General features: G+C 46.4%; 23 protein-coding genes and 1 tRNA gene. 21 read left to right on the top strand and 3 right to left on the bottom strand.

The window, feature by feature from the left end; genetic code table 11:
* Positions 1 to 4: 4 nt before the first annotated feature.
* The 17 genes from HY811_02980 (at position 5) to HY811_02900 (ending at position 17,293) form a co-directional block, all read left to right on the top strand.
* The gene (locus HY811_02980; protein MBI4833772.1) at positions 5 to 991 is read left to right on the top strand and encodes an inorganic phosphate transporter; all 987 of its coding nucleotides are present in this window, start codon (positions 5 to 7) and stop codon (positions 989 to 991) included.
* A 3-nt stretch (positions 992 to 994) separates the two neighbouring features.
* Entirely contained in the window at positions 995 to 1,675 is a 681-nt protein-coding gene (gene larB, locus HY811_02975; GenBank protein MBI4833771.1) for a nickel pincer cofactor biosynthesis protein LarB, read from the top strand.
* A gap of 55 nt (positions 1,676 to 1,730) precedes the next feature.
* Positions 1,731 to 1,802 (top strand) — tRNA-Gln (locus HY811_02970).
* 73 nt (positions 1,803 to 1,875) lie between these two features.
* Positions 1,876 to 3,285, top strand: a complete 1,410-nt coding sequence (locus HY811_02965) for a sodium:proton antiporter (protein MBI4833770.1) — start codon at positions 1,876 to 1,878, stop codon at positions 3,283 to 3,285.
* A 217-nt stretch (positions 3,286 to 3,502) separates the two neighbouring features.
* Positions 3,503 to 3,817, top strand: a complete 315-nt coding sequence (locus HY811_02960) for a hypothetical protein (protein MBI4833769.1) — start codon at positions 3,503 to 3,505, stop codon at positions 3,815 to 3,817.
* Positions 3,818 to 3,830: 13 nt separating this feature from the next.
* The gene (locus HY811_02955; protein ID MBI4833768.1) at positions 3,831 to 5,204 is read left to right on the top strand and encodes an HAD-IB family phosphatase; all 1,374 of its coding nucleotides are present in this window, start codon (positions 3,831 to 3,833) and stop codon (positions 5,202 to 5,204) included.
* 18 nt (positions 5,205 to 5,222) lie between these two features.
* Positions 5,223 to 6,473: an ABC transporter substrate-binding protein gene (locus tag HY811_02950; GenBank protein MBI4833767.1), complete on the top strand. Its 1,251-nt coding sequence runs from the start codon at positions 5,223 to 5,225 to the stop codon at positions 6,471 to 6,473.
* A 64-nt stretch (positions 6,474 to 6,537) separates the two neighbouring features.
* Positions 6,538 to 7,407 (top strand): sugar ABC transporter permease, encoded by an 870-nt coding sequence (locus tag HY811_02945; protein MBI4833766.1) that lies wholly within the window; start codon positions 6,538 to 6,540, stop codon positions 7,405 to 7,407.
* Complete coding sequence (locus tag HY811_02940; protein ID MBI4833765.1) at positions 7,407 to 8,228, top strand: carbohydrate ABC transporter permease; 822 nt, start codon at positions 7,407 to 7,409, stop codon at positions 8,226 to 8,228. The genes HY811_02945 and HY811_02940 overlap by 1 nt, the downstream gene beginning before the upstream one ends.
* Positions 8,229 to 8,245: 17 nt before the next feature.
* Positions 8,246 to 9,319: an ABC transporter ATP-binding protein gene (locus HY811_02935; protein ID MBI4833764.1), complete on the top strand. Its 1,074-nt coding sequence runs from the start codon at positions 8,246 to 8,248 to the stop codon at positions 9,317 to 9,319.
* 19 nt (positions 9,320 to 9,338) lie between these two features.
* Positions 9,339 to 10,802 carry a trehalose-6-phosphate synthase gene (locus HY811_02930; GenBank protein ID MBI4833763.1) on the top strand — a complete coding sequence of 488 codons (1,464 nt, stop codon included), beginning with the start codon at positions 9,339 to 9,341 and terminating at the stop codon, positions 10,800 to 10,802.
* Positions 10,799 to 11,476, top strand: coding sequence for a hypothetical protein (locus HY811_02925; GenBank protein MBI4833762.1), 678 nt, complete (start codon positions 10,799 to 10,801; stop codon positions 11,474 to 11,476). The genes HY811_02930 and HY811_02925 overlap by 4 nt, the downstream gene beginning before the upstream one ends.
* Positions 11,477 to 11,480: 4 nt before the next feature.
* Positions 11,481 to 12,704 (top strand): glycosyltransferase, encoded by a 1,224-nt coding sequence (locus tag HY811_02920; protein ID MBI4833761.1) that lies wholly within the window; start codon positions 11,481 to 11,483, stop codon positions 12,702 to 12,704.
* Between the two features lies 1 nt (position 12,705).
* Positions 12,706 to 13,512, top strand: a complete 807-nt coding sequence (gene otsB / locus HY811_02915) for a trehalose-phosphatase (GenBank protein MBI4833760.1) — start codon at positions 12,706 to 12,708, stop codon at positions 13,510 to 13,512.
* The gene (locus HY811_02910) at positions 13,496 to 14,584 is read left to right on the top strand and encodes a mechanosensitive ion channel family protein (GenBank protein MBI4833759.1); all 1,089 of its coding nucleotides are present in this window, start codon (positions 13,496 to 13,498) and stop codon (positions 14,582 to 14,584) included. Before otsB ends, HY811_02910 begins: the two co-directional genes overlap by 17 nt.
* 56 nt (positions 14,585 to 14,640) lie before the next feature.
* Positions 14,641 to 15,981 (top strand): chloride channel protein, encoded by a 1,341-nt coding sequence (locus HY811_02905; protein ID MBI4833758.1) that lies wholly within the window; start codon positions 14,641 to 14,643, stop codon positions 15,979 to 15,981.
* 73 nt (positions 15,982 to 16,054) lie between these two features.
* Positions 16,055 to 17,293, top strand: coding sequence for a cation:proton antiporter (locus HY811_02900; protein ID MBI4833757.1), 1,239 nt, complete (start codon positions 16,055 to 16,057; stop codon positions 17,291 to 17,293).
* A 670-nt stretch (positions 17,294 to 17,963) separates the two neighbouring features.
* Here HY811_02900 and HY811_02895 read toward each other — a convergent pair.
* From HY811_02895 to HY811_02885, 3 genes are read right to left on the bottom strand one after another with little or no spacing between them, the layout of a single operon-like run.
* Positions 17,964 to 18,422: a hypothetical protein gene (locus tag HY811_02895; protein MBI4833756.1), complete on the bottom strand. Its 459-nt coding sequence runs from the start codon at positions 18,420 to 18,422 to the stop codon at positions 17,964 to 17,966.
* A gap of 3 nt (positions 18,423 to 18,425) precedes the next feature.
* Positions 18,426 to 18,863, bottom strand: a complete 438-nt coding sequence (locus tag HY811_02890; protein MBI4833755.1) for a hypothetical protein — start codon at positions 18,861 to 18,863, stop codon at positions 18,426 to 18,428.
* Entirely contained in the window at positions 18,860 to 19,609 is a 750-nt protein-coding gene (locus tag HY811_02885) for a TIGR04255 family protein (GenBank protein MBI4833754.1), read from the bottom strand. The genes HY811_02890 and HY811_02885 overlap by 4 nt, the downstream gene beginning before the upstream one ends.
* Before the next feature lie 516 nt (positions 19,610 to 20,125).
* On the opposite strand from HY811_02885, the gene HY811_02880 reads away from it, so the two are divergent.
* The 4 genes from HY811_02880 (at position 20,126) to HY811_02865 (ending at position 23,089) form a co-directional block, all read left to right on the top strand.
* Positions 20,126 to 20,710: a hypothetical protein gene (locus HY811_02880; protein ID MBI4833753.1), complete on the top strand. Its 585-nt coding sequence runs from the start codon at positions 20,126 to 20,128 to the stop codon at positions 20,708 to 20,710.
* 191 nt (positions 20,711 to 20,901) lie between these two features.
* The gene (locus HY811_02875) at positions 20,902 to 21,300 is read left to right on the top strand and encodes a hypothetical protein (GenBank protein ID MBI4833752.1); all 399 of its coding nucleotides are present in this window, start codon (positions 20,902 to 20,904) and stop codon (positions 21,298 to 21,300) included.
* A 2-nt stretch (positions 21,301 to 21,302) separates the two neighbouring features.
* Positions 21,303 to 22,295: a trypsin-like peptidase domain-containing protein gene (locus tag HY811_02870; GenBank protein ID MBI4833751.1), complete on the top strand. Its 993-nt coding sequence runs from the start codon at positions 21,303 to 21,305 to the stop codon at positions 22,293 to 22,295.
* Positions 22,292 to 23,089 carry a hypothetical protein gene (locus HY811_02865; protein MBI4833750.1) on the top strand — a complete coding sequence of 266 codons (798 nt, stop codon included), beginning with the start codon at positions 22,292 to 22,294 and terminating at the stop codon, positions 23,087 to 23,089. Before HY811_02870 ends, HY811_02865 begins: the two co-directional genes overlap by 4 nt.
* The last annotated feature ends 98 nt before the right edge of the window (positions 23,090 to 23,187 follow it).

Raw genomic sequence — 23,187 nt, 5'->3', positions numbered from 1 at the left:
TCGATTGACCATAGTCATCATAATAATCGCTATCGCCCTTATCTTTGATTTCGTAAACGGGCTTCATGACGCGGCCAATTCCATCGCCACGGTCGTATCCACCCGCGTCCTTTCCCCCAAGCAGGCGGTTATCTGGGCGGCATTCTTCAATTTTATCGCCTTTCTTATTTTCGAGACGCATGTGGCGACCACCATCGGCAAAGGCGTAGTGGAATCCAGCGCCATCACCACGGCGGTGATTGCAGCCGGACTCTTGGGCGCGATTGTTTGGGATATCCTTACCTGGTATCTCGGATTGCCGGTCAGTTCATCCCATGCCCTAGTCGGCGGTTTGCTTGGCGCGGCCATTACCCATAACGGGTTCGGAGTGGTAATTGCCAAAGGCGTTTTGATGATATGCGTTTTTATCGTATTGTCTCCGGTGTCTGGACTGATACTTGGTTTTATTTTTATGAATATAACAAATTGGCTGTTCCGTAATGCCACGCCCGTGAAGGTAGATGGTTATTTCCGCAAGCTCCAGCTCCTGTCGGCCGCCTCCTATAGTTTGGGGCACGGCGGCAACGACGCCCAAAAGACCATGGGTATTATCGCAATTCTATTGTTTACTTCCGGTTATTTAGGAACTGAATTCTACGTGCCTTTGTGGGTAGTGCTTGCCTGCCACGCGGCAATGGGATTGGGAACCTTGATGGGCGGGTGGCGGATAGTAAAGACAATGGGGCAAAAGATAACAAAACTGCGGCCGGTCGGAGGGTTCTGCGCGGAGACCGCCGGCGCGGCAATGCTTTTTGTCTCCACATTTATGGGAGTTCCGGTAAGCACGACGCATACGATAACCGGCTCGATTATCGGGGTCGGCGCGACTAGAAGACTGACCGCGGTCAAGTGGGGTTTAGCCGGAAGGGTCGTCTGGGCGTGGATTCTGACCATCCCGGCCGCAGCGGTTGTTTCGGCAATCAGCTATCTTATCCTTAAACACTGGATTTAGGCAATGAGAAAAACCTACAGTAAATTAGATTGCGCGATGGTGGATACAGGCCGCCACCAGCGGTGTGGCTTTCCGGAGGTGATTTTCTGCCAGGGTAAAACTCCCCAACAAATTAAACATATTGCCGGAGAGATTCTCAAGCACAGCAAAGTGCTTTTGGCCACGCGTGCGGACGAAAAGGCGTATAAGGCGATTAAATCCATCGCGCGAAACGCGGTTTATCATAGAGAGGCGCGTTGCGTAACGGTAACTAAAAGAGAAAAGATGAAAGATGAAAGAGGAAAAGGGTTTATTTTAGTAGCCTGCGCCGGGACTTCGGATATACCGGTGGCCGAGGAAGCGAGGATTACCGCCGAAATCATGGGGAATCAGGTTAAAACCCTTTATGATGTCGGTGTTGCCGGCGTGCACCGGTTATTAGCCCATAGCAAACTCTTGGACGAGGCAAAGGTAATTATCGTGGTGGCTGGGATGGAAGGGGCGTTGCCAAGCGTCGTCGGGGGACTCGTTTCAAAGCCGGTTGTTGCTGTCCCAACCAGCGTGGGATACGGCTCGCATTTCGGGGGCATCGCACCGCTTTTGACCATGCTTAATTCCTGCGCGGCAGGGGTTTCGGTCGTAAATATTGATAACGGATTCGGCGCCGGCTATTTCGCATCGCTTATCAACAAAGTATCATCCTAAAACTTTTGACATTTTATCAGGCAACTTGTAACATCTAACCATAAGTTTCGGATAATACCCGGTGGTGTAATTGGTAGCACAAGAGATTTTGGTTCTCTTAGTCTTGGTTCGAGTCCAAGCCGGGTAGCTTAATATTTGAGATTGATTGAAAAGGAAAGAAAGCTATGATTAAGAAAATAGGCCTGGTTATATCATTAGCCATGGTAGTACTTTTGATAAGCGGAGCCTTTGCTCAGACCGTCGAACCCGCGCCGCATGCGGCAAGCGCGGAAGCGCATCCGGAAAGCGGCGGACACCACGCCCCGGATATTAACATATGGTGGATTACGCCGTTTGTCCTGATGCTCCTCTGTATCGCAATATTGCCTTTAATGTTCCATCACTGGTGGGAAAGCAACCTAAATAAAGGAATCATCTCGTTTGTCTTAGGCCTTCCGGCGGTTATTTATGTCCTAAACGTCTATCCGCCGGAATTATTGGTCGTGCTTCAGGATTATATTTCGTTTATTATTCTTTTAGGCTCTCTTTTTATCATTGCCGGTGGTATTTACATCAAGGGGTCGCTGGCTGGTTCCCCGCTAACAAATACCGTAGTTTTGGCGATAGGCGCGGTCCTGGCCAGTTTTATCGGGACGACCGGTGCGGCAATGCTTTTAATCCGTCCCCTCATCCGGGCCAATAAGGCGCGCAAGGATAAGGCGCACGTCATTATTTTCTTCATCTTTATCGTGGCAAACTGCGGTGGGTTATTGACCCCGCTGGGCGATCCGCCGCTCTTCCTGGGATTCCTTAAAGGCGTCCCGTTCCTTTGGACATTCAGGCTCTGGATGGAATGGCTTTTTGTCAACGGGATACTCTTAATCGTCTTTAACTTTATCGACCAGTGGAAATTCAGGCGTGAAGATATCGCCACTCCGGGCGATTTGGATAAGCAGGTCGAGCCTAAAAAGCCTTTGGCAATCGAAGGCGGAATTAATTTCCTGTTACTCTTGGGAATCGTCGCGACAATATTCCTTTCCGGAGACCCGTTAGGCGGAGAGGAAAAGCATCCCTGGGAATTCGGCGTTAAAGAGGGCTTTATGGTTTTCCTGGCGATACTTTCCATGGTCATGACCAAAAAGCACACCCGCAAGGAAAACGGGTTTACCTTTGCCCCGATAATCGAGGTGGCGGTCTTATTCATCGGCATATTCGCCACCATGGTGCCGGCCTTGATATTGCTGAACGCAAACGGCAAGTCTTTGGGATTAACCGAGCCGTGGCATTTCTTCTGGGCGACCGGTTCGCTTTCCAGCTTCCTGGATAACGCGCCGACCTACCTGACCATGGCCGCGACGGCAAGCGGGATAATGAACGTCCCGCTGGAAGGCTCTTACCTGGCGGAATTCCTTAAAGCAGGGCAAAGCAGTATAGTATTGCTTACCGCGATTTCCTGCGGGGCGGTCTTTATGGGCGCGAACACCTATATCGGAAACGGCCCGAATTTTATGGTCAAGGCAATCGCCGAGGAATCGCATATTAAAATGCCCTCGTTCTTCGGCTATATGGCTTATTCGGTCCTGATATTAATCCCGATATTTATCCTGACCACTTTTGTGTTCTTCAGGTAAGTTTTCTTGACAGGCGCTTGGGATAATAATAGAATAGTGTTCATGGACAATAAAATACTATTATCCGGCAATAAGATTTATATATTGAGTTTTCCACCCATTCCCCGCGACCCTCCTTTTTAAGTAGCCACCTTGGTTTAGCTTCATTGATACGCGTTTTCTTATCGTTTGTTCACATTGATTGACTGATTTTCTGCGCTATTAAAGGAGGCCTATTATGGATAATGAAAAAGAGACCCCATTGGGCGGATGTTTATTAAGAGTCTTTTGGATTTTAGTCGGGCCGGCTGCCTTGTTTATCAGCGCTATCTTCATCGGCATTTACCAGGCAGCCTTCCCCGGCCCGTTCGATATTTTCTACGGGGTGGTTTTGATGCTTACCGTTGCGGCGCGGATTGCTGATAAGCCGCAACCGGACGCCCCTGAACCTGAACGGCGCGCGGTTAAATTATATGTAACGGTCCTCCCCATCGCGGCGATTGCGCTTTGGCTGATTGCGCATTTTGGTCTTAAAAAGGTTGTTTTAATATAGCTTCTGATTATATATGATATCAGTAATTATTCCAACCCTTAACGAAGAAAAGACTATCGGCCGGGTGATAACGCTTGCCCGCCAATCCAAAGGGGTTGATGAAGTAATCGTCGTGGACGATAAGTCCGTCGACCGGACCGTGGAGATTGCCAAGGAATCCGGCACGAGCGTAATCACATCCCCCAAAATCGGCAAAGGCGCGTCCATGATGGATGGATTGCTTGTCGCGAAGAATAATATCGTCGTTTACCTGGACGGCGATATAGATAATTACGCCCCGGATGTGATTGACCGCCTGGCTGAACCCATCCTTAAGGATGAAGCGGATTTCGTTAAATCCACTTTCGGCCGCGAAGCCGGCCGGGTGACCGAACTGGTTGCCAAGCCGCTCCTTTCTCTATTGATGCCGGAAGCCCTCAAATTCTCCCAGCCGTTGAGCGGGATTATCGCGGGCAAAAAAGTGTTCCTCCAAAAGATAACGTTCGAGAATGATTACGGGGTGGATATCGGGATACTTCTTGATATGCTCAATTTAGGCGTCCGGATACGCGAAGTCAACATCGGCAACGTTTCGCACAAGATGAAACAGTGGCGCGAACTGGGGAAAATGTCCCGCGAGGTTTCACGCGCTATCCTCAAGCGCTCCCGAACCCGCCCGGATTTCTCCCTCGATTCTTTGGAAACCATCAATATCATCCGCGACCAGATGGAACTGGCTATCAAAGAAACGCTCTTGCCCTTAAAGAAGATGATTATCTTCGATATGGACAATACCCTGCTGGAAGGAAGGTTCATTTTCACGGCGGCAAAAGAGTTTAACTTTGAGAAAGAGCTGATTAAGATTCTGGCGACCAATTCGGAATCCTATCTTTTGACCAAGCTGATTGCCCAGCATCTGAAAGGGCTGAACATCGCGCAGATGCTCGCGGCGGCGGAGAAGATTCCGCTCGTTTCCGACGCAATCGAAACCATACAGGAGCTAAAGAAACGGGGTTATATCGTCGGGATTATCAGCGACAGCTATGACGCGGTTGCCAACCATATCAAGATGAAAATCGGGGCGGATTTCGCCATTGCCAACGAACTGGAATTTTCTAACTCTATCGCGACCGGAGAAGTCAAAGTCCCCTCCTATTTCATGCGCACGGAAGAAAGCAAATGCAACCATAATTTCTGCAAGAGCAACGTCATGCTCAAGCTTGCCCAAAAATACGATATGCCGCTGGGCAATATTATCGCGGTCGGGGACAGCGAATACGATATCTGCATGGTCAGGTTCGCCGGCATCGGCATTGCCTTCTGCTCCAGCAACCACATCCTGAATAGCGTCGCGGATTACCGGATAGAGGCTAAAAGTTTTAACGAGCTTCTTAATTTCGCATTATAAAGAAAGGAGCATTAGCTAATGTTAAAACATTTTTTGATTACAGGGATTGTTTTAGCTGTAATATTAAACCTGACTGCTTGCGGTAAAGCAGAACAGGGTAATATTACTTTAAGATTCCTTGATGCGGCTGACACAGGCGGAGCATGGAAATCGCTGATAACAGAATTCGAACAATCTTATCCTAATATAAAAGTAGAATTAGTCGAGGGACCGGCGGCCACCAATAGCCGCGAAGATATGTATGCCCGTTCTTTTATGGCAGGCGAATCTGTTTATGATATGGTTTATATGGATATTATATGGGTACCTAAATTCGCTTCTGCCGGTTGGATTAGCCCTCTGGATGAGTTTTTTACTCCGGAAGAACAGGCAAAGTTTCTTCCCGGAGATATCGCCGGTTCAAAATACCAGCAGAAAATTTATCGCGTCCCTGTGCGTACGGATGCCGGAATGCTATATTATCGCAAGGATATCCTTGAAGCACATAATCTCAAGCCGCCTCAAACATGGGATGAACTTAACCGTATCGCTATCGAATTGCAGAAACCGCCGGAACTCTATGGTTTTACTTTCCAGGGAATGCAATACGAAGGCCTTATATGCTGTTTTCTTGAAATTCTCTGGGGCGGAGGCACTGATTTAATGGATGAAAGCAATCAAATCGTCATTGACAGCCCTCAAGCCATTGAATCGCTCACTTGGTTATGCGATCTGGTAAACCGATACAAAATTGTTCCTCCGGATATTACCAAGTATCAGGAAGAAGATGCTCGCCGGCTTTTCCAGGAAGGCCACGCAATCTTTATGCGTAACTGGCCTTATGCCTGGACATTGGCCCAAGGGATAGAATCGCCGATAAAAGATAAAATCGGCATTATTCCTATGGTTCATAAGGAAGGACAAAGAAGTGCGGCAACTTTAGGCGGCTGGGGATTTGCTATTGCACAATCATCGCCGAATAAACAGGCGGCATGGAAATTTATACAATTTGTCTCCGGAGAAAAAGGACAGAAAATAATGCACTTCAAAAACGGAGCTATACCTACCCTGCATGGTTTGTTTAAAGATGCCGAAATTATTTCCGAAAGCCCGCATTATTCGGACTTATATAAAGTGCTTTTAACCGCCCGTCCCAGACCAGGACATCCATCCTATGCACATATTTCGGATATCCTGCAACTATATGTTAGCAGTGCCTTGGTTGGTAAAGAAACGCCCGAATCCGCTCTTAAAAAAGCCGCCCAGGAAATAAGGCAGTTGCTTAAGTAAAAGTTTTTATTGGTGTCACGAAAATCTTCTTGACTGGCTTGGCTAATTTTTTTATATTAGGGCTATGAAACGATATCAGAATTATCTTTTTATCTTACCGGCGGCAATCTTGCTTTTTATCGTAGTGTTTTTCCCTGTCTTAAGATGCTTTTACCTGAGTTTTTTCCATAATGTCAAGACTTCTGCCGAGCCGGTTCATTTTGTCGGGTTGAGCAATTATGCTACACTCCTTGCGGATAAGTGGTTTTACTCCAGTCTTTATAATACAATTGTTTTTACGGTTATTTCGGTAAGCCTGGAATTTATTATCGGGTTAGGGTTTGCGTTGCTTTTGAATGCCTCGTTTAAGGGACGGGGATTAGCCCGCGCCTGTGCCTTAGTCCCTTGGGCATTACCGCCCGCGGTGATGGCGATGGCTTGGGGCTGGATGTATGACGGCACCTACGGGGTTTTTAACGATATCCTGATGAAATTAGGAATTATCAGTTCACCGGTTGCCTGGCTGGGTAAACCGGCTTTGGCAATGGGCGCCCTTATCTTTGCGGATATCTGGAAGACAACGCCCTTCATTATGATTATCTTATTAGCCGGATTACAATCTATCCCGCGCGACCTCTATGAAGCAATTAAGATAGATGGCGCCGGCTGGTGGGGTCAATTCCGACGGGTTACTCTGCCGTTACTTAAACCATATATTGTCATGGCATTACTTTTCCGGACGATTCATGCCTTTGGTGTATTTGACCTTGTTTGGGTCTTAACCGGAGGCGGACCGGGCGGCAGCACCCAAACCATCTCACTCTATCTCTACAATAATATATACCGGTATCTCAATATTGGTTATGCGGCGAGTTTAACCATCGTTACGGTCTTGATATTACTGGCAATTGCCGGGATAATCTCGTTATTGCACAGAACACAGGTTGAATACTAATGAAGAAACTGTTGCTGTATTTTTCGGTTTTGTTGGCGGTGGGTTTTAGTCTTGGCCCATTTTTATGGGAATGTTTGACCTCGCTGAAACCGACCGCTGAAATATTATCATCACCTATCAGTTATCTTCCAAACCAGATAACATTAAGTAATTATATAACTATTTTCACCCGCCAGCCGTTTGCCCGGTATATTCTGAATAGTTTTATTGTCGCGTGCGGGACGACCTTTCTGGCATTAGTAGTGGGGACGCCGGCGTCTTATGCCCTGGCACGTTTGCCGTTAAAAGGGAAAGGATTTTTACAGAAAGCGGTTCTCCTGGTCGCACTCTTCCCGCCGGTTATCCTGGTGGTGCCTCTTTATGAGATGGTTATGGCCGCGGGGCTGGCGAATAATTATTTGGCCCTGATACTGCCTTATACGGCATTAAATCTGCCTTTTGTTATCTGGGTATTAACCGGTTTTTTTCGGCAGGTTCCGCGTGATATTGAAGATGCGGCATTGGTGGACGGTTTTTCAAGAATAGGCCTGCTGGCAAAGATAATCCTGCCGATTTCAGCGCCTGCACTGGCGACCACGGCTATCCTGGTATTTATCTTCTCCTGGAATGAGTTTATTCTGGCGTTGACCTTTATGAGTGAGGCGTCCGCCCGGACGATTCCGGTCGGCATCGCAATGTTAACCGGTGTAAGTCCTTATGAAATCCCATGGGGACAGATTGCCGCGGCGGTGGTGGCGACAACCTTGCCCCTGGTTCTGGTAGTATTATTCCTCCAGCGGAAGATTATCGAAGGGCTGACGGCCGGTGCGGTGAAGGGATAATTAGTAATTATATTATTATGGCAACAATAGAACTAAAGAACATTACAAAGATTTATGACGGCAAACATCCGGCCGTTAAAGATATTAGTCTCTCCATAGCCGACGGCGAATTTATGACGCTATTGGGGCCTTCGGGCTGTGGTAAGACCACGTTCTTGCGGATTATTGCCGGTTTGGAGATACCTGATAAAGGCGAGATTATTATTAATGGAATAAAATCAAATGATATCCTGCCGGCGAAACGAGACCTGGCAATGGTCTTCCAGAGTTACGCACTTTATCCCCATATGACCGTTTATGAAAATATTGCCGTGGGATTAAGGCTAAGAAAAACACCTCGTTCAGAGATAGACAAACGGGTTAAAGAAACCGCTTCTTTATTAGGGTTGGAAACCTTCTTGTTACGCAAACCCCGTGCTTTAAGCGGCGGGCAGAGGCAACGGGTGGCTTTAGCACGGGCAATCGTTCGTAAACCCCAGGCTTTCCTGCTTGATGAGCCACTTAGCAATCTAGATGCGACGTTGCGGGAAAAAACCCGCAGTGAACTAAAAATTCTCTTTACTAATCTTAAAACTACTGCTATATATGTAACACACGACCAGAGCGAAGCGATGAGTCTGTCCGACCGCATTGCCGTATTTAATCAGGGGGTGCTCCAGCAGATTGGCGCCCCCGAAGAGATTTATAATAAGCCGGCAAATATGTTTGTGGCGGGTTTTGTCGGAAGCCCGCGGATGAACTTCATCAAAGGGCAGGCGGAAGGAAATAAATTGCTGGTAAATAGCGGCACGATTGGATTACCGGATAAATTAATCGGGAAGATAAAAATATCGGACTTAATCATTGGAATACGACCGGAAGATGTAAAACTGTATCCGGCTGGCTCCAAAGAGGGTTTAATACCGGCAGAAATAGTTGTCAGAGAACCGCAGGGCGCGCAAATATCTGTTATGCTAAAATTAGATAATGGAGAAAATATTAAATCGCTGATTTCAATTGACGCATCTTATTCCGGCAAAGTTGGCGTAGAATTTAATCTAAACCGATTATATCTTTTTGACCCGGAATCAGAATTGTTAATCAATTCATAGGAGGGAGGGGGGAAATATAATGTGGACTAAAGAAACATTGAAAGAAATCATTCAGCAAAAACTTGGCGGTTACAAGTTTATCGTCGTATCCAACCGCGAACCTTACAGCCATGAATATTCCGGTAAAAAAATATCCTGTGTCCCTTCTGTCAGCGGGTTAACTATTGCGCTCAACCCGGTGATGCAGGCATGCGATGGAACCTGGGTAGCACACGGCAGCGGTGATGCCGACAAAACGGTGGTGGATAAGCAGAACAAGATAAGGGTTCCGCCTGAAAATCCCGCCTACACCCTTAAAAGAGTTTGGTTAACCAAACAGGAAGAAAACGGTTATTATTACGGCTATGCCAACCAGGCCCTCTGGCCGATGTCCCATATTGTTTACCATATGCCGGTGTTTTTGCCTGACCACTGGGAATACTACAAGAAAGTCAACCAGAAATTCGCCCAGGCGATTCTGGAGGAAATCGGGGATGAAAAGGCGTTTGTCTGGTTGCAGGATTACCATCTGACACTCTGCGCCAAATATATTAAGGAAAAAAGACCTGATGTAATTGTGGCTTTATTCTGGCATATTCCCTGGCCTAACCCGGAGGCATTTCGCATCTGCCCGCAGAAAAAGGAGATTATGGAAGGGTTGCTTTCCAATGATTTGCTCGGTTTCCACATTCCGTACCACTGCCACAATTTCCTTTCCGCGGCTGAGATAGAATTGGAGTCGAAGGTTGATTGGGAAGAATCGGCGATTACTTATAAGGACCACAAAACTATTATCCAGTCGTTTCCCATCAGTATTGATGCGGATGGAATCGCTAATATGGCGGGAGGAGATGAGGTAACGAAACGAACTCCACTTATCGCCCACGAAATAGACCCGCCTTATGAAATCTTAGCGGTAAGTATTGACCGGGTTGATTATACCAAAGGCATCTTGCAGAAAATACAGGCGGTGGACAGGTTTTTAGATAAACACCCGCAATACAAGGAGAAATTTGTATTCATCCAGATTGGCGCCCTTTCCCGAATGCATATTAAAGCATATAAACAATTGATAGATGACGTCCAGGCATTAGCGGAGGAAGTTAACTGGAAACACCAGAGCGGTGCCTGGTATCCCATCGTAATTACGAATAAAAAGTTGGATTATACTACACACTTAGCCTATTACCGCACAGCCGATATCTGCATAGTCGGTTCACTGCACGACGGTATGAATCTGGTTGCGAAGGAATATTTGATGGCGGATGCGGATAACAAAGGCATATTGATTTTGAGCCGTTTTGCAGGCGCGGCAAGGGAACTAAAAGAAGCCATCCTGGTCAACCCCTATGACCCGGACGGCGTTGCCGACGCCATCAAGCAGGCTATAGAAATGAATCCTGTGGAAAAGACCGAACGCCTGAATAAGATGAAAGAAACTATCCGCGAAAATAATATCTACTTCTGGGCCGGCAACTTTATTGAGAAACTGGTGAAATTATGAAAGAAGCCCAAAACCCATTTGTATTCTACACCCGGCTAAACCTGCTGGAACTCACCGGCTCTAAGGCGCGTAATCTCAGAGAAATGGTGGAATATCTCAAATCAGCTCCTGACGCGGTTATCTATTACCATACCCATCATTTCTTGCAACAGCATATTTACCTTTCTCCGGAGCCGCCCAACGACTTTGCTTACTGGGTGCAGGAAATCCTGGGCGAATCCCTCTTGGCGGAACAATTATCCAGTATTGAAATAGGCGATTTCAACGAACTTAACCAGTTGCGCGTTAAAATCATCACTACGATAGAAAACTACATCGCCGCTAACAGCCGCTGCCTGCGTGACGTCATAACCGGGCAGGAATTCCATTTTATCAAGGCAATTACCTTCGTTACGCCTACTTCGTACCAAGTTTCTAACCTGCATGAATTCCGGGGGGCAATCGGGAAAGTCACCATTCATTCCCTCTATTACCATATTTTTGAAGCACGCTTAAGGCTGAAACGGCCGACCAACGATTTTTCCAATTGGCTATCCGGTTCTTTGGGGAACCACGCCCTGGCAAAAGAGATAGAACGTTTAGACCCTTATACCCACACGATGGAAAGCCTCCGGGCTAATATAATTAAACTGATTGATAAACATCTTCGCCGGGAACCCGGCAGGACGGATTAAAAATATGTCTAAGCTGCAAGATTATAACCGGATTATCGGGCAGGAAGTCCTGGATGAATTATTCCTCTTGGGAAATAAACTGGAGGGTCTTACCGTGCAGAATATCAATTCCACCGCGGTCGGCGGCGGCGTGGCGGAAATTCTCAACCGGATGATTCCGCTCCTCAAAGAAGTGGGCATCAATGCCCGCTGGGATGTCATCAAAGGGGGCGAGCAGTTTTTCTCTATGACCAAGAAGATGCACAACGCGATGCACGGCCAAAAAGAGAGCTTTACGGACGATGAATTCGATTTATTCAGGGAGGTAAACAATGCCAATTTGCGGGAAATGGATTTTGCGGGCGATATTATTTTTATACATGACCCCCAGCCTATCGCGCTTATAGAGAAACGGAAAGAAATCGGCCGGAACTGGCTCTGGCGCTGCCATATTGATTCTTCCGCCCCGTTACCGGCGGTCTGGCAGTTTTTATTGCCTTATATAGAACAGTATGACGCGGCGGTATTCTCCGCGCCGGCTTATGCCCAGCCGATTAAGATAAAGCAATTGCTCATTGCCCCTTCGATAGACCCCTTAAGCAATAAGAATAAGGATTTATCCGAATCAGAGATTCTGCAAATTGTCAAAAACTTTAATCTCGATTTAGGCCGCCCCGTTATTACGCAGGTTTCCCGTTTCGACCGCCTGAAAGACCCTGTTGGCGTAATCGAAGCGTATAAAATAGTCAAAAAACACACGGATTGCCAGTTGGTTTTGGCCGGAGGTTCGGCAACGGATGACCCGGAAAGCGAGGCTGTCCTTGCCGAAACACGGGAAAAAGCCGGCAACGACCCGGATATCCATATCTTGCTTTTGCCACCGACCAGCGATATAGAGATAAACGCCCTCCAGCGGATTTCCACGGTAATAGTCCAGAAATCATTGCGTGAAGGCTTTGGCTTAACCGTAGCCGAGGCGCTCTGGAAGGAAAAACCCGTGGTTGCCTCATCGGTCGGCGGAATTCCCCTGCAGATTACCCATAAATACAGCGGACTGCTTTCCAATACCATAGAAGGCACGGCTTATTATATCAGGCAGCTTTTACACACGCCGGAATATGCCCAAAAACTCGCCCGGAACGGCAAGGAGCATGTCAAGCAAAACTTCCTGATTACCAGGCATCTGCGTGATTACCTGCTGGCTTTTGTGTTCTTGAAACATCTTAACGAGGAGCTAATCCAGTTATAATATGCCGAAACGTGCGTATGCCTTGTCGTCGGAAATGCTTTTTACGTCCCTGAAAAAAGCCTCTCATATCGTTCTTGGTTTGGATTACGACGGGACACTCACCCCTATTGCCAAAAGGCCGGAATTAGCGCGCCTGGCTGAAGACACTCGTGATTTGATAAAAACTCTAAGCCGCAATCATAAATTTACCGTATCCGTTATCTCAGGCCGGGCGATAAATGACATCCGCAGGTTAGTCGGGCTTAGGAATATATATTACGCCGGCAATCACGGATTGGAAATCTATCAGCCGGGCCGTGGTATATTGCGGCAATACAGTCCCGCCGTTCGGAGGCAGGCGGGAAAAATCAATCGCTATTTGGCGGAAACACTTGGCCATATCAAAGGGTTGCTCATAGAAAATAAAGGCATCACTCTTTCCGTCCATTATCGCAATGCGCACCGCAGCGCCGTTCCCGCCGTCCAAAGAGCAGTCCATCATGCCAAACGCCTTGTCGCGCCGGAATGGCATTCGAGTTACGGTAAAAAAGTGGTTGAAATCAAACCGCCTTTTAAGGATATAAACAAGGGTAACGCGCTCAAATTTATCATGCGGAAAGCATCCGGACAAAATGTTTTGCCTGTCTTTATCGGAGATGATATAACTGACGAAGACGCTTTTAGTGTGTTGCGCAAAAAGGGCATAAGTATTTATGTCGGCAGACAGACGAATGAATCTTGTGCCGGATTCTATTTGCGCGACGTATCGGACGTTAAGAGGTTTCTCAAAAGAATAATGGAGGAAACGAAAAATGATGGAATCTACTAGGACGCTAATCGGCCAGCCCTGGTTTGATATAATTCTTTCCGGCGCTATTTTGTGCGTTGCCGTTTTGGCGGGGCTCTTTATCAAGATAATTGTCGCCGGTTATATTTCCCGGCTGGCGGCAAAGACCTCGTGGAAATGGGATGACCCGGTAATCCGCCATTTGCGCAAGGCAATTATCCTCTGGTGCGTCCTTTTAGGGCTGTATTTTGCCAAGGAAATATGGAAGGCTTCTATTCCTGAAAATACCAGCCTCTTTGCGGATAAAACTCTGATTACTATCTTCGGGTTAAGCGCCATAATCACCATTGCCAATATCGCCACCGCACTCATCGGAATTTACGGGGAAAAGATTCACCAGGCGATGCCGCTGACCAGCCTGACCCAAAACCTGGTCAGGATTGTCATTATCATCCTCGGCGTATTGATGGTACTGAACGCCCTGGGGATTTCCATTACGCCGCTTTTGACCGCGATGGGAATCGGCGGATTGGCCGTGGCGCTGGCCTTGCAGGATACCCTTTCCAACGTCTTTTCCGGTTTCTATATCACCGTTGCCAGGAATATCAGGCCCGGCGATTTTATCAAATTGGAATCCGGGGAAGAAGGCTATGTCGTGGATATCAGCTGGCGGGTGACTAAGGTAAGGCTTCTGGCGAATAATATCGTGCTTATCCCCAATAGCAAGCTTTCCCAGTCGGTCGTGACTAATTATTACTTGCCTGAAAAAGAAGTGGCCGTATTGGTCCAGGTCGGGGTGCATTATAACAGCAATCTGGAGTTTGTCGAAAAGGTTACCGGAGAGGTGGCCAAGGAAATCCAGCAAACCGTTCCGGGCGCGGTCAAAACATTCGAGCCTTTTATCCGTTACCATACCTTCGGCGATTCGAGCATAAATTTCAGCGTGATTATGCGGGCTGGGGAATTCGTCGCCAATTATTTGATGAAACACGAATTTATCAAGCGCCTGCATGAACGCTATAAGAAAGAAGGCATTATAATCCCTTATCCTATCCGGGCGATAAATCTGGAGCAGGAAAAGGTGGATATATCAGGCTCCGGCATTAAGGCTTAAAATTGCCCATGTTACGGCGACACCTGTTTGCCCGCGTGATTAACCCGTAATAGTTTATGCGCAGAAGATTAGCCGAAGAAACGGTTTTATTCATCAGCGTCCTGAAATGGGTGCTCTTGGCATCCTTAATCGGAATTATCGTCGGCATTTCTACCACGATATTTTTAGAATCGCTTAATTGGAGCATTGCCTTTACCGGACGGTATTCTTATTTTTTTCTACTCCTGCCGGCGGCTTTTTTCCTGACGGTTATCATCATCAAATACCTGGCGCCGGACGCGGAAGGGCACGGCACGGAAAAAGTCATCGAGGCAATCCATAAGCGCTCGGGCAAAATAAAAGTCCTGGTCGTGCCGGTAAAACTGATCGCGACTGTTTTAACCATCGCGACGGGCGGCTCGGCCGGTAAGGAAGGTCCCTGCGCCCAGATTGGCGCCGGGTTGGCCTCCAAGTTCGTTGATATCTTTAAATTCGGCAATACCGACCGCAAGAAGCTGGTCATCTGCGGCATCAGCGCCGGTTTCGCATCCGTCTTCGGCACGCCGATTGCCGGCGCGATGTTCGGCATCGAGGTACTCTTCGTGGGCAGTGTCCTTTATGAAGTGCTCCTGCCCTCGTTCATCGCCGGCATTATCAGCTACCAGGTTTCATCGTCACTCGGGATTGCTTATTTCCATCATGCCATTAACGTCGTGCCGGTTTTCAGCCGGTCTTTCTTTATCAAAGTAATCTTAGCAGGTGTTTTTTTCGGGATATGCTCGGTCCTGCTGATAGAATTGCTCAAAGCGGGCAAATTTGTATCCGGTAAGCTGAAGTTTTGGGCGCCGCTAAAAGGAGTTATCGGCGGAGCGGCTTTGATATTGCTTGCCATGGTTTTCTCCGGGCAATATCTCGGACTCGGGCTGGATACCATCCAATCTTCTCTCGGGGGCGCGAAAGCCATTTGGTATGCCTTTATCCTCAAGGCTGTTTTCACCAGCATTACCCTTAATTTCGGCGGAAGCGGCGGTATCGTCACGCCGATATTTTTTATCGGAGCCACTGCCGGAGCGTTTTTGGGGGATGTTTTCGGGATGGATATAGCGACCTTTTCGTCTATCGGCATGGTGGCGCTTTTAGCCGGCGCCGCCAACACCCCGATTGCGGCAAGCATTATGGCGATAGAAATGTTCGGCCCTAAAATAGCGCCTTATGCCGCTCTGGCCTGCGTCATCAGCTTCCTGATGACCGGCCATCGCAGCGTTTATCCTTCCCAGATTCTCTCAATTAAGAAATCAGAATCGTTTGAAATCGAAATCGGTAAAGAAATGGAAGGGATAAAACCCAAATTCCACGAAAGGAAAAGGGGCATCATCCACAGGCTTTACGGGCTTTTCCGGAAAACCGATAAAAAATAACTGCGCCAAAAAGCCAGATTATGCTATAGGAATATCCTTGACTTTGCGGCGCGCTAAAATATAAACTTAAGAGATGGATGAAATCGCCTTAAACCTGCCGTTCCTGATTGCCGGGCTGATTATCTTTATCGGGTTTCTCGGAACGCTTTTCTTCCAAAAAACCCGCATTCCGGATGTCCTGTTCCTCATCGCCATCGGGGCGCTTATCGGGCCGGTTGCCGGATGGATAGAGGCGTCCCAATTGGAGAAAATCACGCCTTACTTCGGCCGCCTGGCGCTGATTATCATACTCTTTGAAGGCGGGATGCATCTTTCCTTCGATTCTATCATAAAATATTTTATCGGCGGCATTGGATTGAGCATCGGGACGTTTGCTTTTTCCGTTTTCGCGCTTTATTTGATTGGCACACAGGTCATCGGTATTTCTGTTTTAAACAGCCTGATATTGGGCTGTATCGTTGGGTGCACCAGCCCGGCGATAATCCTTCCGCTTATTACCAAGATGAATTCGCGGGAGGAAACCCGCTCCATTATCAGCATAGAATCAGTTTTAACGGAAATCTTCGCGCTCATCGGGGTTTTGGTATTGATAGATATCAGCCTGATGGGGCAAATTCAGGCATCAAAAATCCTTAATTCGCTGGTCGGCTCTTTTTCCATTGCCATAGTCGCTGGCGTGCTTTTCGGGCTGGTCTGGATGAAGGCGCTGGAAAGCGTCAAAATATCCGCCCTTTCCTATATGACTACCATGGCGGCGGTTTTGGTCTTGTTTGGGCTGGTGGAAATGAGTAAGGGTAGCGGCGCCGTAGCGGCCTTTACTTTCGGGCTGGTCTTGCGCAATGGCACCAGGTTCTTAAGGGTCTTTGACACTTCCAAAACCTTCACCCTTAACGGCAAGATAGAGGAGTTCCACGGTGAATTCACATTTTTTGTCCGGACGTATTTCTTTGTCTATATGGGATTGCTTATTTCCCGGGATTTGTTCCGGCATACGGAAATCCTGCGGGATGCCCTGCTTATCTCGGGAAGCCTCATTATAGTAAGGTATCTGTTTGTCTGGATATTATGCGCCGTATATAAGCCGATGCGTGCCGAGAGATTTACATTTTTTACCATGTTGCCGCGCGGGTTGGCATCCGCGGTAGTGGCTTCATTGCCGGCCGCGTTTAAAATACCCGGCACGGAAAACTTCGTCACATATACGATTCTGGTGATATTGCTTTCCAATATCTTTATGGTGCTGGGGGTTTTCACCGTGGAGCGCCGGGCATTGAAAAATAATGGCAACGGTAACGGCAACAGCGTTACGTGATTCCAGATAACGCTCACTCCGGTGATTGCCGCCTTTCGTAACCCTCTATTTAGTAGCCGACAAAGATGAATCATCCCGATTCCGGATTATAGCCCATATAAAATTTACTATTTTTCCCGCAAGGGGTGGATGAATTTCTGGGGGTAGGGAGATTATTTTCTTCTAGGATTCCTATTACTTCACCATAGGGCTCCTATTACTACACCATAGGATTCCTATTAGCTTTCTATAGGGTTCCTATTATCACTCTTTAGGATTCCTATTGCTTCACCTTAGGGCTCCTATTACCACACATTAGGATTCCTATTACTTCGCTATAGGGTTCCTATTATCACACCATAGGATTCCTATTACTTCACCATAGGGCTCCTATTAGTGGCCAAGGGGAGGGGAGATTTCAATTAAAATGGGGGGAGATATAAATCAGGATGGGCAGGATATCAGGGTCAGGGGGAGGGGGGATAGGGTATCTACCCCCCTACGCTGCGCTTCGGGGGACTATAGCCCCCCATCTTTATCCAAGGTGTTATAAAATAGTGGGTTAGAAAATCTGAAGCCAGGTTTTGGGTGTTTTTGCCACCCAAACAATTAGTTGGAACGTTCGCTTCGCTCCGCAGATTACACGGAAAAAGGGAAAGGATGGTTTATGAAGTAAATCCCTAAAGGGAGGCTAATTCACTATGGCATTACCGGAATTCAAAGAAACCGGTCTTTTTAAAATACACCCTAACTTTCCATAACCGGATAAATCATGTGGTTCGCCATCAAGCCAATATATTACACCAGACCAGTTTTTAATAAATTCATGTTCAATATCAAAAGATGGTCCAAGTTTGCTTGTCCAATTCCCATTGTTTAATTGTCTTGCGGCATGAGTTGGTCTTTTATTTTTTATATAGATTGCTATTTTTTGGAATCTTTCTTCTAAATTAGCATCATAACACCGTTCATATCCTAAAGTTTTATACGCTTCTCTAAAAGCTTCTAATGTTAATTCGCGAGGAATATTATCTGGCCAATAATAAAGATCCATTGGGTCGGGTTCCCACCAGCGGGTATTTTCTTCGGCAGCCCACGCAATACAATTATATTCGGCAGTTTCTGGACTAGTAATAATAGGAAGAGGCATGTATTAATAATTTATTTTATTCTCTTTAGCCCACAGTAACCATGCTTGTGTCATTTGGCGTATATTGCCTCGTTGGTTCGTAGGAACAGGGTCTATTCCGGTAATAGCTTTAAGCGCCCAAAACCAATGACTAGATTGCTGAGTAAGTTCATTAAGTATTAATGGGAGCACGTCTTTCCCCAAACCAATAATTTGTTGATACGCCGGATGTAATGCCATTTCAGTAACAGAAGAAAAGTGTTTTACATCCTTTTGCCATTCGGAAGATAGGCCATAAAATTCTTGAGCTAAACTACGTCTTGATACAGGGATTTCATAATAATCCGGATCTTGTAATGCTTCTTTATATCTTTCTTTTGTTATAGAGGCTTCCTTACTACGACCTAAATCTTGATAATTCCTAATATTTGAACATGGCCATGTAAGAGTAAAACTAGTCATTTAAATAACTCCTTTGTTTTATCAGTAAGGCTATTAAAGAAAATATCATTTTTGAATTTATGCAAATGTTCCATTTCAGTCCATATATTATCTGACGATGGTTCAAAGGGTTTCATTTTATAAACATCAATATCAAATATTAAAGGCAATTTAGTCGTTTTATTGTCCATTTTATCAATTGTTTCGGTAATAATAGCTGTCGTTTCCATCTCCGGCATAGGGATTACTAAACGCATTAGAAATTCGGAAAGGCCATTAGGTATTCCCTGAGCTATTTCAGGAATAGTTAAAATATATTCTTTAAAAGCATTAAACGGGAACGGTATCTCTATCCTATTTATATATCGGAGAGCAATCCTGGACACCTTAACTGGTTTGGCGATTTTAATATATTTTTGCCATAATGCTTTTGCTTCGGCGCTAAATGATTTCCAATCCGTATAAGGTTTTAGCATATTAAAAGTAAAGCCGTTTTGTGTTGCCTGAACAATTTTCTTGCCGTCGGCTGAGTTAAACAAATATCCTATTGTTCCGCCTTTGGGTTGTTGAGACTCTGGGAGTTTACCAGGACCCATTTTAAAATCTACCTGCCAAGAAAACTGTTCTTTTTTTGCAGGAAAGTCTTTTTTTATCTCATCATGAAAAGGCAATAAGGTTTTTAGGTCAACTTCTTTGGGAAGATCAACTCTAATGTCTAATAGCGCTTCGACAATAGGGGCGTTAGGGAAATGGATTGTATCAACCATGGTTATTAATTATATAAAAAGACTATCAGTAATGCAATATATTTAAGATGGCTATAAAGCTTTTAACTCACACCCCCGCCTGTTTCTGGTATTCGTTTGCCTCGGCTTTAGTCAGGCAGATGGTCTTGCCCTTTTTATCGTCGATAATCACAATCTTGCCTTCCTTTGCCAGCCAGCCACGGCCGTCCTTTTTGGCGATTATACCCCCTTTTTTGATATTGTCAACAGAAAATCATAATTTGGCACATCTTTATTTTAACCCCGCAGAAAATGTAAAGTTTCTTTGCGGTTTTGTAAACCCTTTTTACACTAATTTGGCTAAAAAAAAAGGTTTAAAGGGAAATAAGCGGATAAAAACGTTTTAAACGGTCTTTTAAGGCGCATGGCACGATATTTGCTATATAAGTAATATGAAGTACCACCTTTACGGCAAATGCGCTGTAAAACGGAGGCCCTGGCTCGGCGGTTATGTAAATCGGGAATAGGAATTGCCCCGGCATTCGCCGGGACGCCCGATTGATATTATATCGAACGGGCGGAGCCGGAAAGGATGGTGATGGCGCATGGTGCACGCACCGCTTTTATGACGATGGCAGTAATTCTTACGGAGATAACAACGAATTTTCCCAGGAAGAGCTCGACCGCAGGTTCTTCCATGGAAAGCCTGCAAGCCAAAAACAGCCCTTCACGGTCAGGGAAATAGCATACCTGGTCGCGCGCATATACATACACCTGCCCGAAGATTTACCCGTCATCCAATGCCTCTATTACAATAATTTCAAATGGCGCAAGGCCTGCGAAGAATGCGATATCCCAAAATCGCGGCTTGCCAATATCCTTAAAACCGTCCGCCATGATTACAGTTGGCTCGTCCATTTTACGGATGAAGGCCATATCTCCTTTACCACCAGGGAAATCATCACGCTCATCACCCGGATTACACTGCGCCTGAAGGCCGGGGACCGGGATATCATCATCGCCTTTTACCACAATAAAGGAGAGATAGACGAAACCGCCGCCCAGATGGATTGCTCCCGTTCCAGGGTCTATTACGTCCTCTCCTTAAAGGTGAAAAAACCCTACCTTTCCAGCCTTAACTAACCCCTATTTTATCCAAAATCCGCTACCGGATAAAAAACCCTAAAATCCCTATCTCCTTATTTTTAGGGAGTTAGAAAAATCGCCCTGTCTTTTTTTGTCCAAAACTTAAAACAAACCCCTAAATACCGGGGGAACAAAGAGAAGCCGGGAATTCTAAAAGGCTAAGAGTTCCCCTTAAGGAGGGTAGAAAGATGAAAAAGACAGGAAATATCACGCAAAGCGAAACCACGAAACATCCCGACGAGGTGACCGATTTTGAATTCATTAACGAGCACCTTTATCAGGTGGCGTTAAGGGGCGGTTACCAGGAAGAGTTTAATAATGTAAAAGCGCGCGTAAGCTCGCTTGCCCCTTTTAAGGATGCCAGAACGTTTATGCGGTTTATAAGGCGCAAAAAGCATCTTAAAAGCGACATAGTCAACGAACTGAAAGAACTCTGGAAAAAGGATTATGATTTAAGGCCCGCTACCGGCGCGGTGCTTATGCTTGCCATGTGGACGAGCGCATTTGCCGCTGGAGAGAATTTCTGGTTTCGGCTATTTGATGGAATGGATAGACAGGAAGCTAAACCGACGGGAAGGGGGATATAAATATGTTTAAGAAGATATTAAAAGGCGTGCTGAAAGTGGTCGTGGAAGCACTATTGATGCTTGTTAAGAAAAAAGTAGAAGACAAGCTGGATGACCTTAATCGGCCTAAAAAAGGGTTGGTTATTAGGCTACTCATTATTATTTTAACCGGCATTGCCTTAATCGGTTTAACGGCATGGGCGACTAAGCTGCCGGAACTGCCTTCGGGCGTGATAATCATCCGCCCCTTGGATAAAGCTAATAACCCTTATCAACGGGAATACGAAGATATGCTCTATCCAACGGTGCGAATCACCACAAAGACAGGGACAGGTTCGGGGGTAATTTTAACCACTAAGGACACAAAGGACACAAAGAATACGATTTATATCTTAACTGCTGCACATGTGGTAGGAAATTACAAAGAAGTAGATGTTATCTTTTATGAATATAGCCACCAAGACACGAAGACACTAAACGCTTCTGTTGTATTAACAGATACTAATAAGGATCTTGCGCTCCTTCAAATACGAAATACTAAATCCGAAATCCGAACTGCCAGACTCGCTCCGCGTGATTATGCATATTATCTTTTCACTCCTGTTTATGTTGTCGGGTGTTCGTTAGGCCTAAATCCCAGACCATCTTCAGGAATCGTATCGGCTATTAACTTTGATTCAGTAGAAATCACCGCGCCGATACTTCCGGGGAATTCGGGTGGGCCTGTTTACGACGCGAAGACTCATGAACTGATTGGGATAGCTGTATGGGTAAGATTATATGGCGACCAATTGATAACCACTATGGCCGGTATTGTTCCCATCAATCAAGTCTATGACTTTCTTGAGAGTTTCAAGTTAGAAGTTACAGGTTTTAAGACAGAACATGAAACTTATAACTTGCAACCTGAAACTTTCCATCCGCTTAGTAGGGATAACGAGGTGTCTGATGCAAGCGCGCAACATCGGGAGTTATGCCGGCGGATGGGACTAACCAAAGATTGGATACTACGATGAGTACGACAAAAGTTTGGATAAAGCTTGCCGTAAACCCATTGACCCAAGCCGTGCCGGGAATCGGGAAACTCTGGTCGGACGGATTATCTGTCAATGCTGAAAAGCTGATAGAACGCCTTAGGGCGGTAATCCCCGACGAAGTTGCCTACCTTTCACGGATTGCCGAACCTGCCGAAGCCGAGTACCAAAAGGTGCTTGACCCGGCTTTTATCAGCCGCAAGGGGAAGAATAAGAACAGGATAAATTCTACCCAGGCTTATAAAATCAAGCAGGCATGGGCAAGGTATCTGCAGAATATGAACCTTATGTTTGAGACCATTGACGGCGTTCCCGCCAAGCGGTTTAAGGATAAGGTTAATTCTGCCAAGGATATCTATGCCGACAGGCTGAGCGCGACCACGCTCGCCTTGACCGGCATAAAGTCAATGGAATCCGGTCCCGCAAGGATTGCGGTGTATTGGCTGACCGGCGACTCAAAATCCAAAGGGATAATGAGGCCGGCAGACCTGTACCTCGCGCCGAGCGAACCTTTTAACGTCACCACGGCGGAAAAGAGGAGTTCGCTACGGTCTTTGATATTCGCGCGCCTGATTCAGGGCGGGATATCAATCATCCATTCGGGAATGGGCATGCCCGTGATAACGGAAGTCAATACTCTCTTGAACTCGCTTGTTCAGGGGATGATTGACCCGGCATTAGGGCTGGAAAGCTTTACTCCGGGTGGGGCTTCTCACTTGGACTTCGTCAAGGATAACGGGCAGTTGTTCTTGGAGGTTAAGGTCAGTCAGGTCTAAGGAAAATCCCGATACTCTGTATCGGGACGGCTGATTTATGTAACTGTTGTAGAGCCGAGTGAGCCAGGTGTAGCCACAGATTACACGGATTAAAGAAG

It is taken from the genome of Planctomycetota bacterium (assembly GCA_016207825.1).
Classification (GTDB): Bacteria; Planctomycetota; MHYJ01; order JACQXL01; family JACQZI01; genus JACQZI01.
This window is presented reverse-complemented; position numbering and strand designations above follow the sequence as displayed.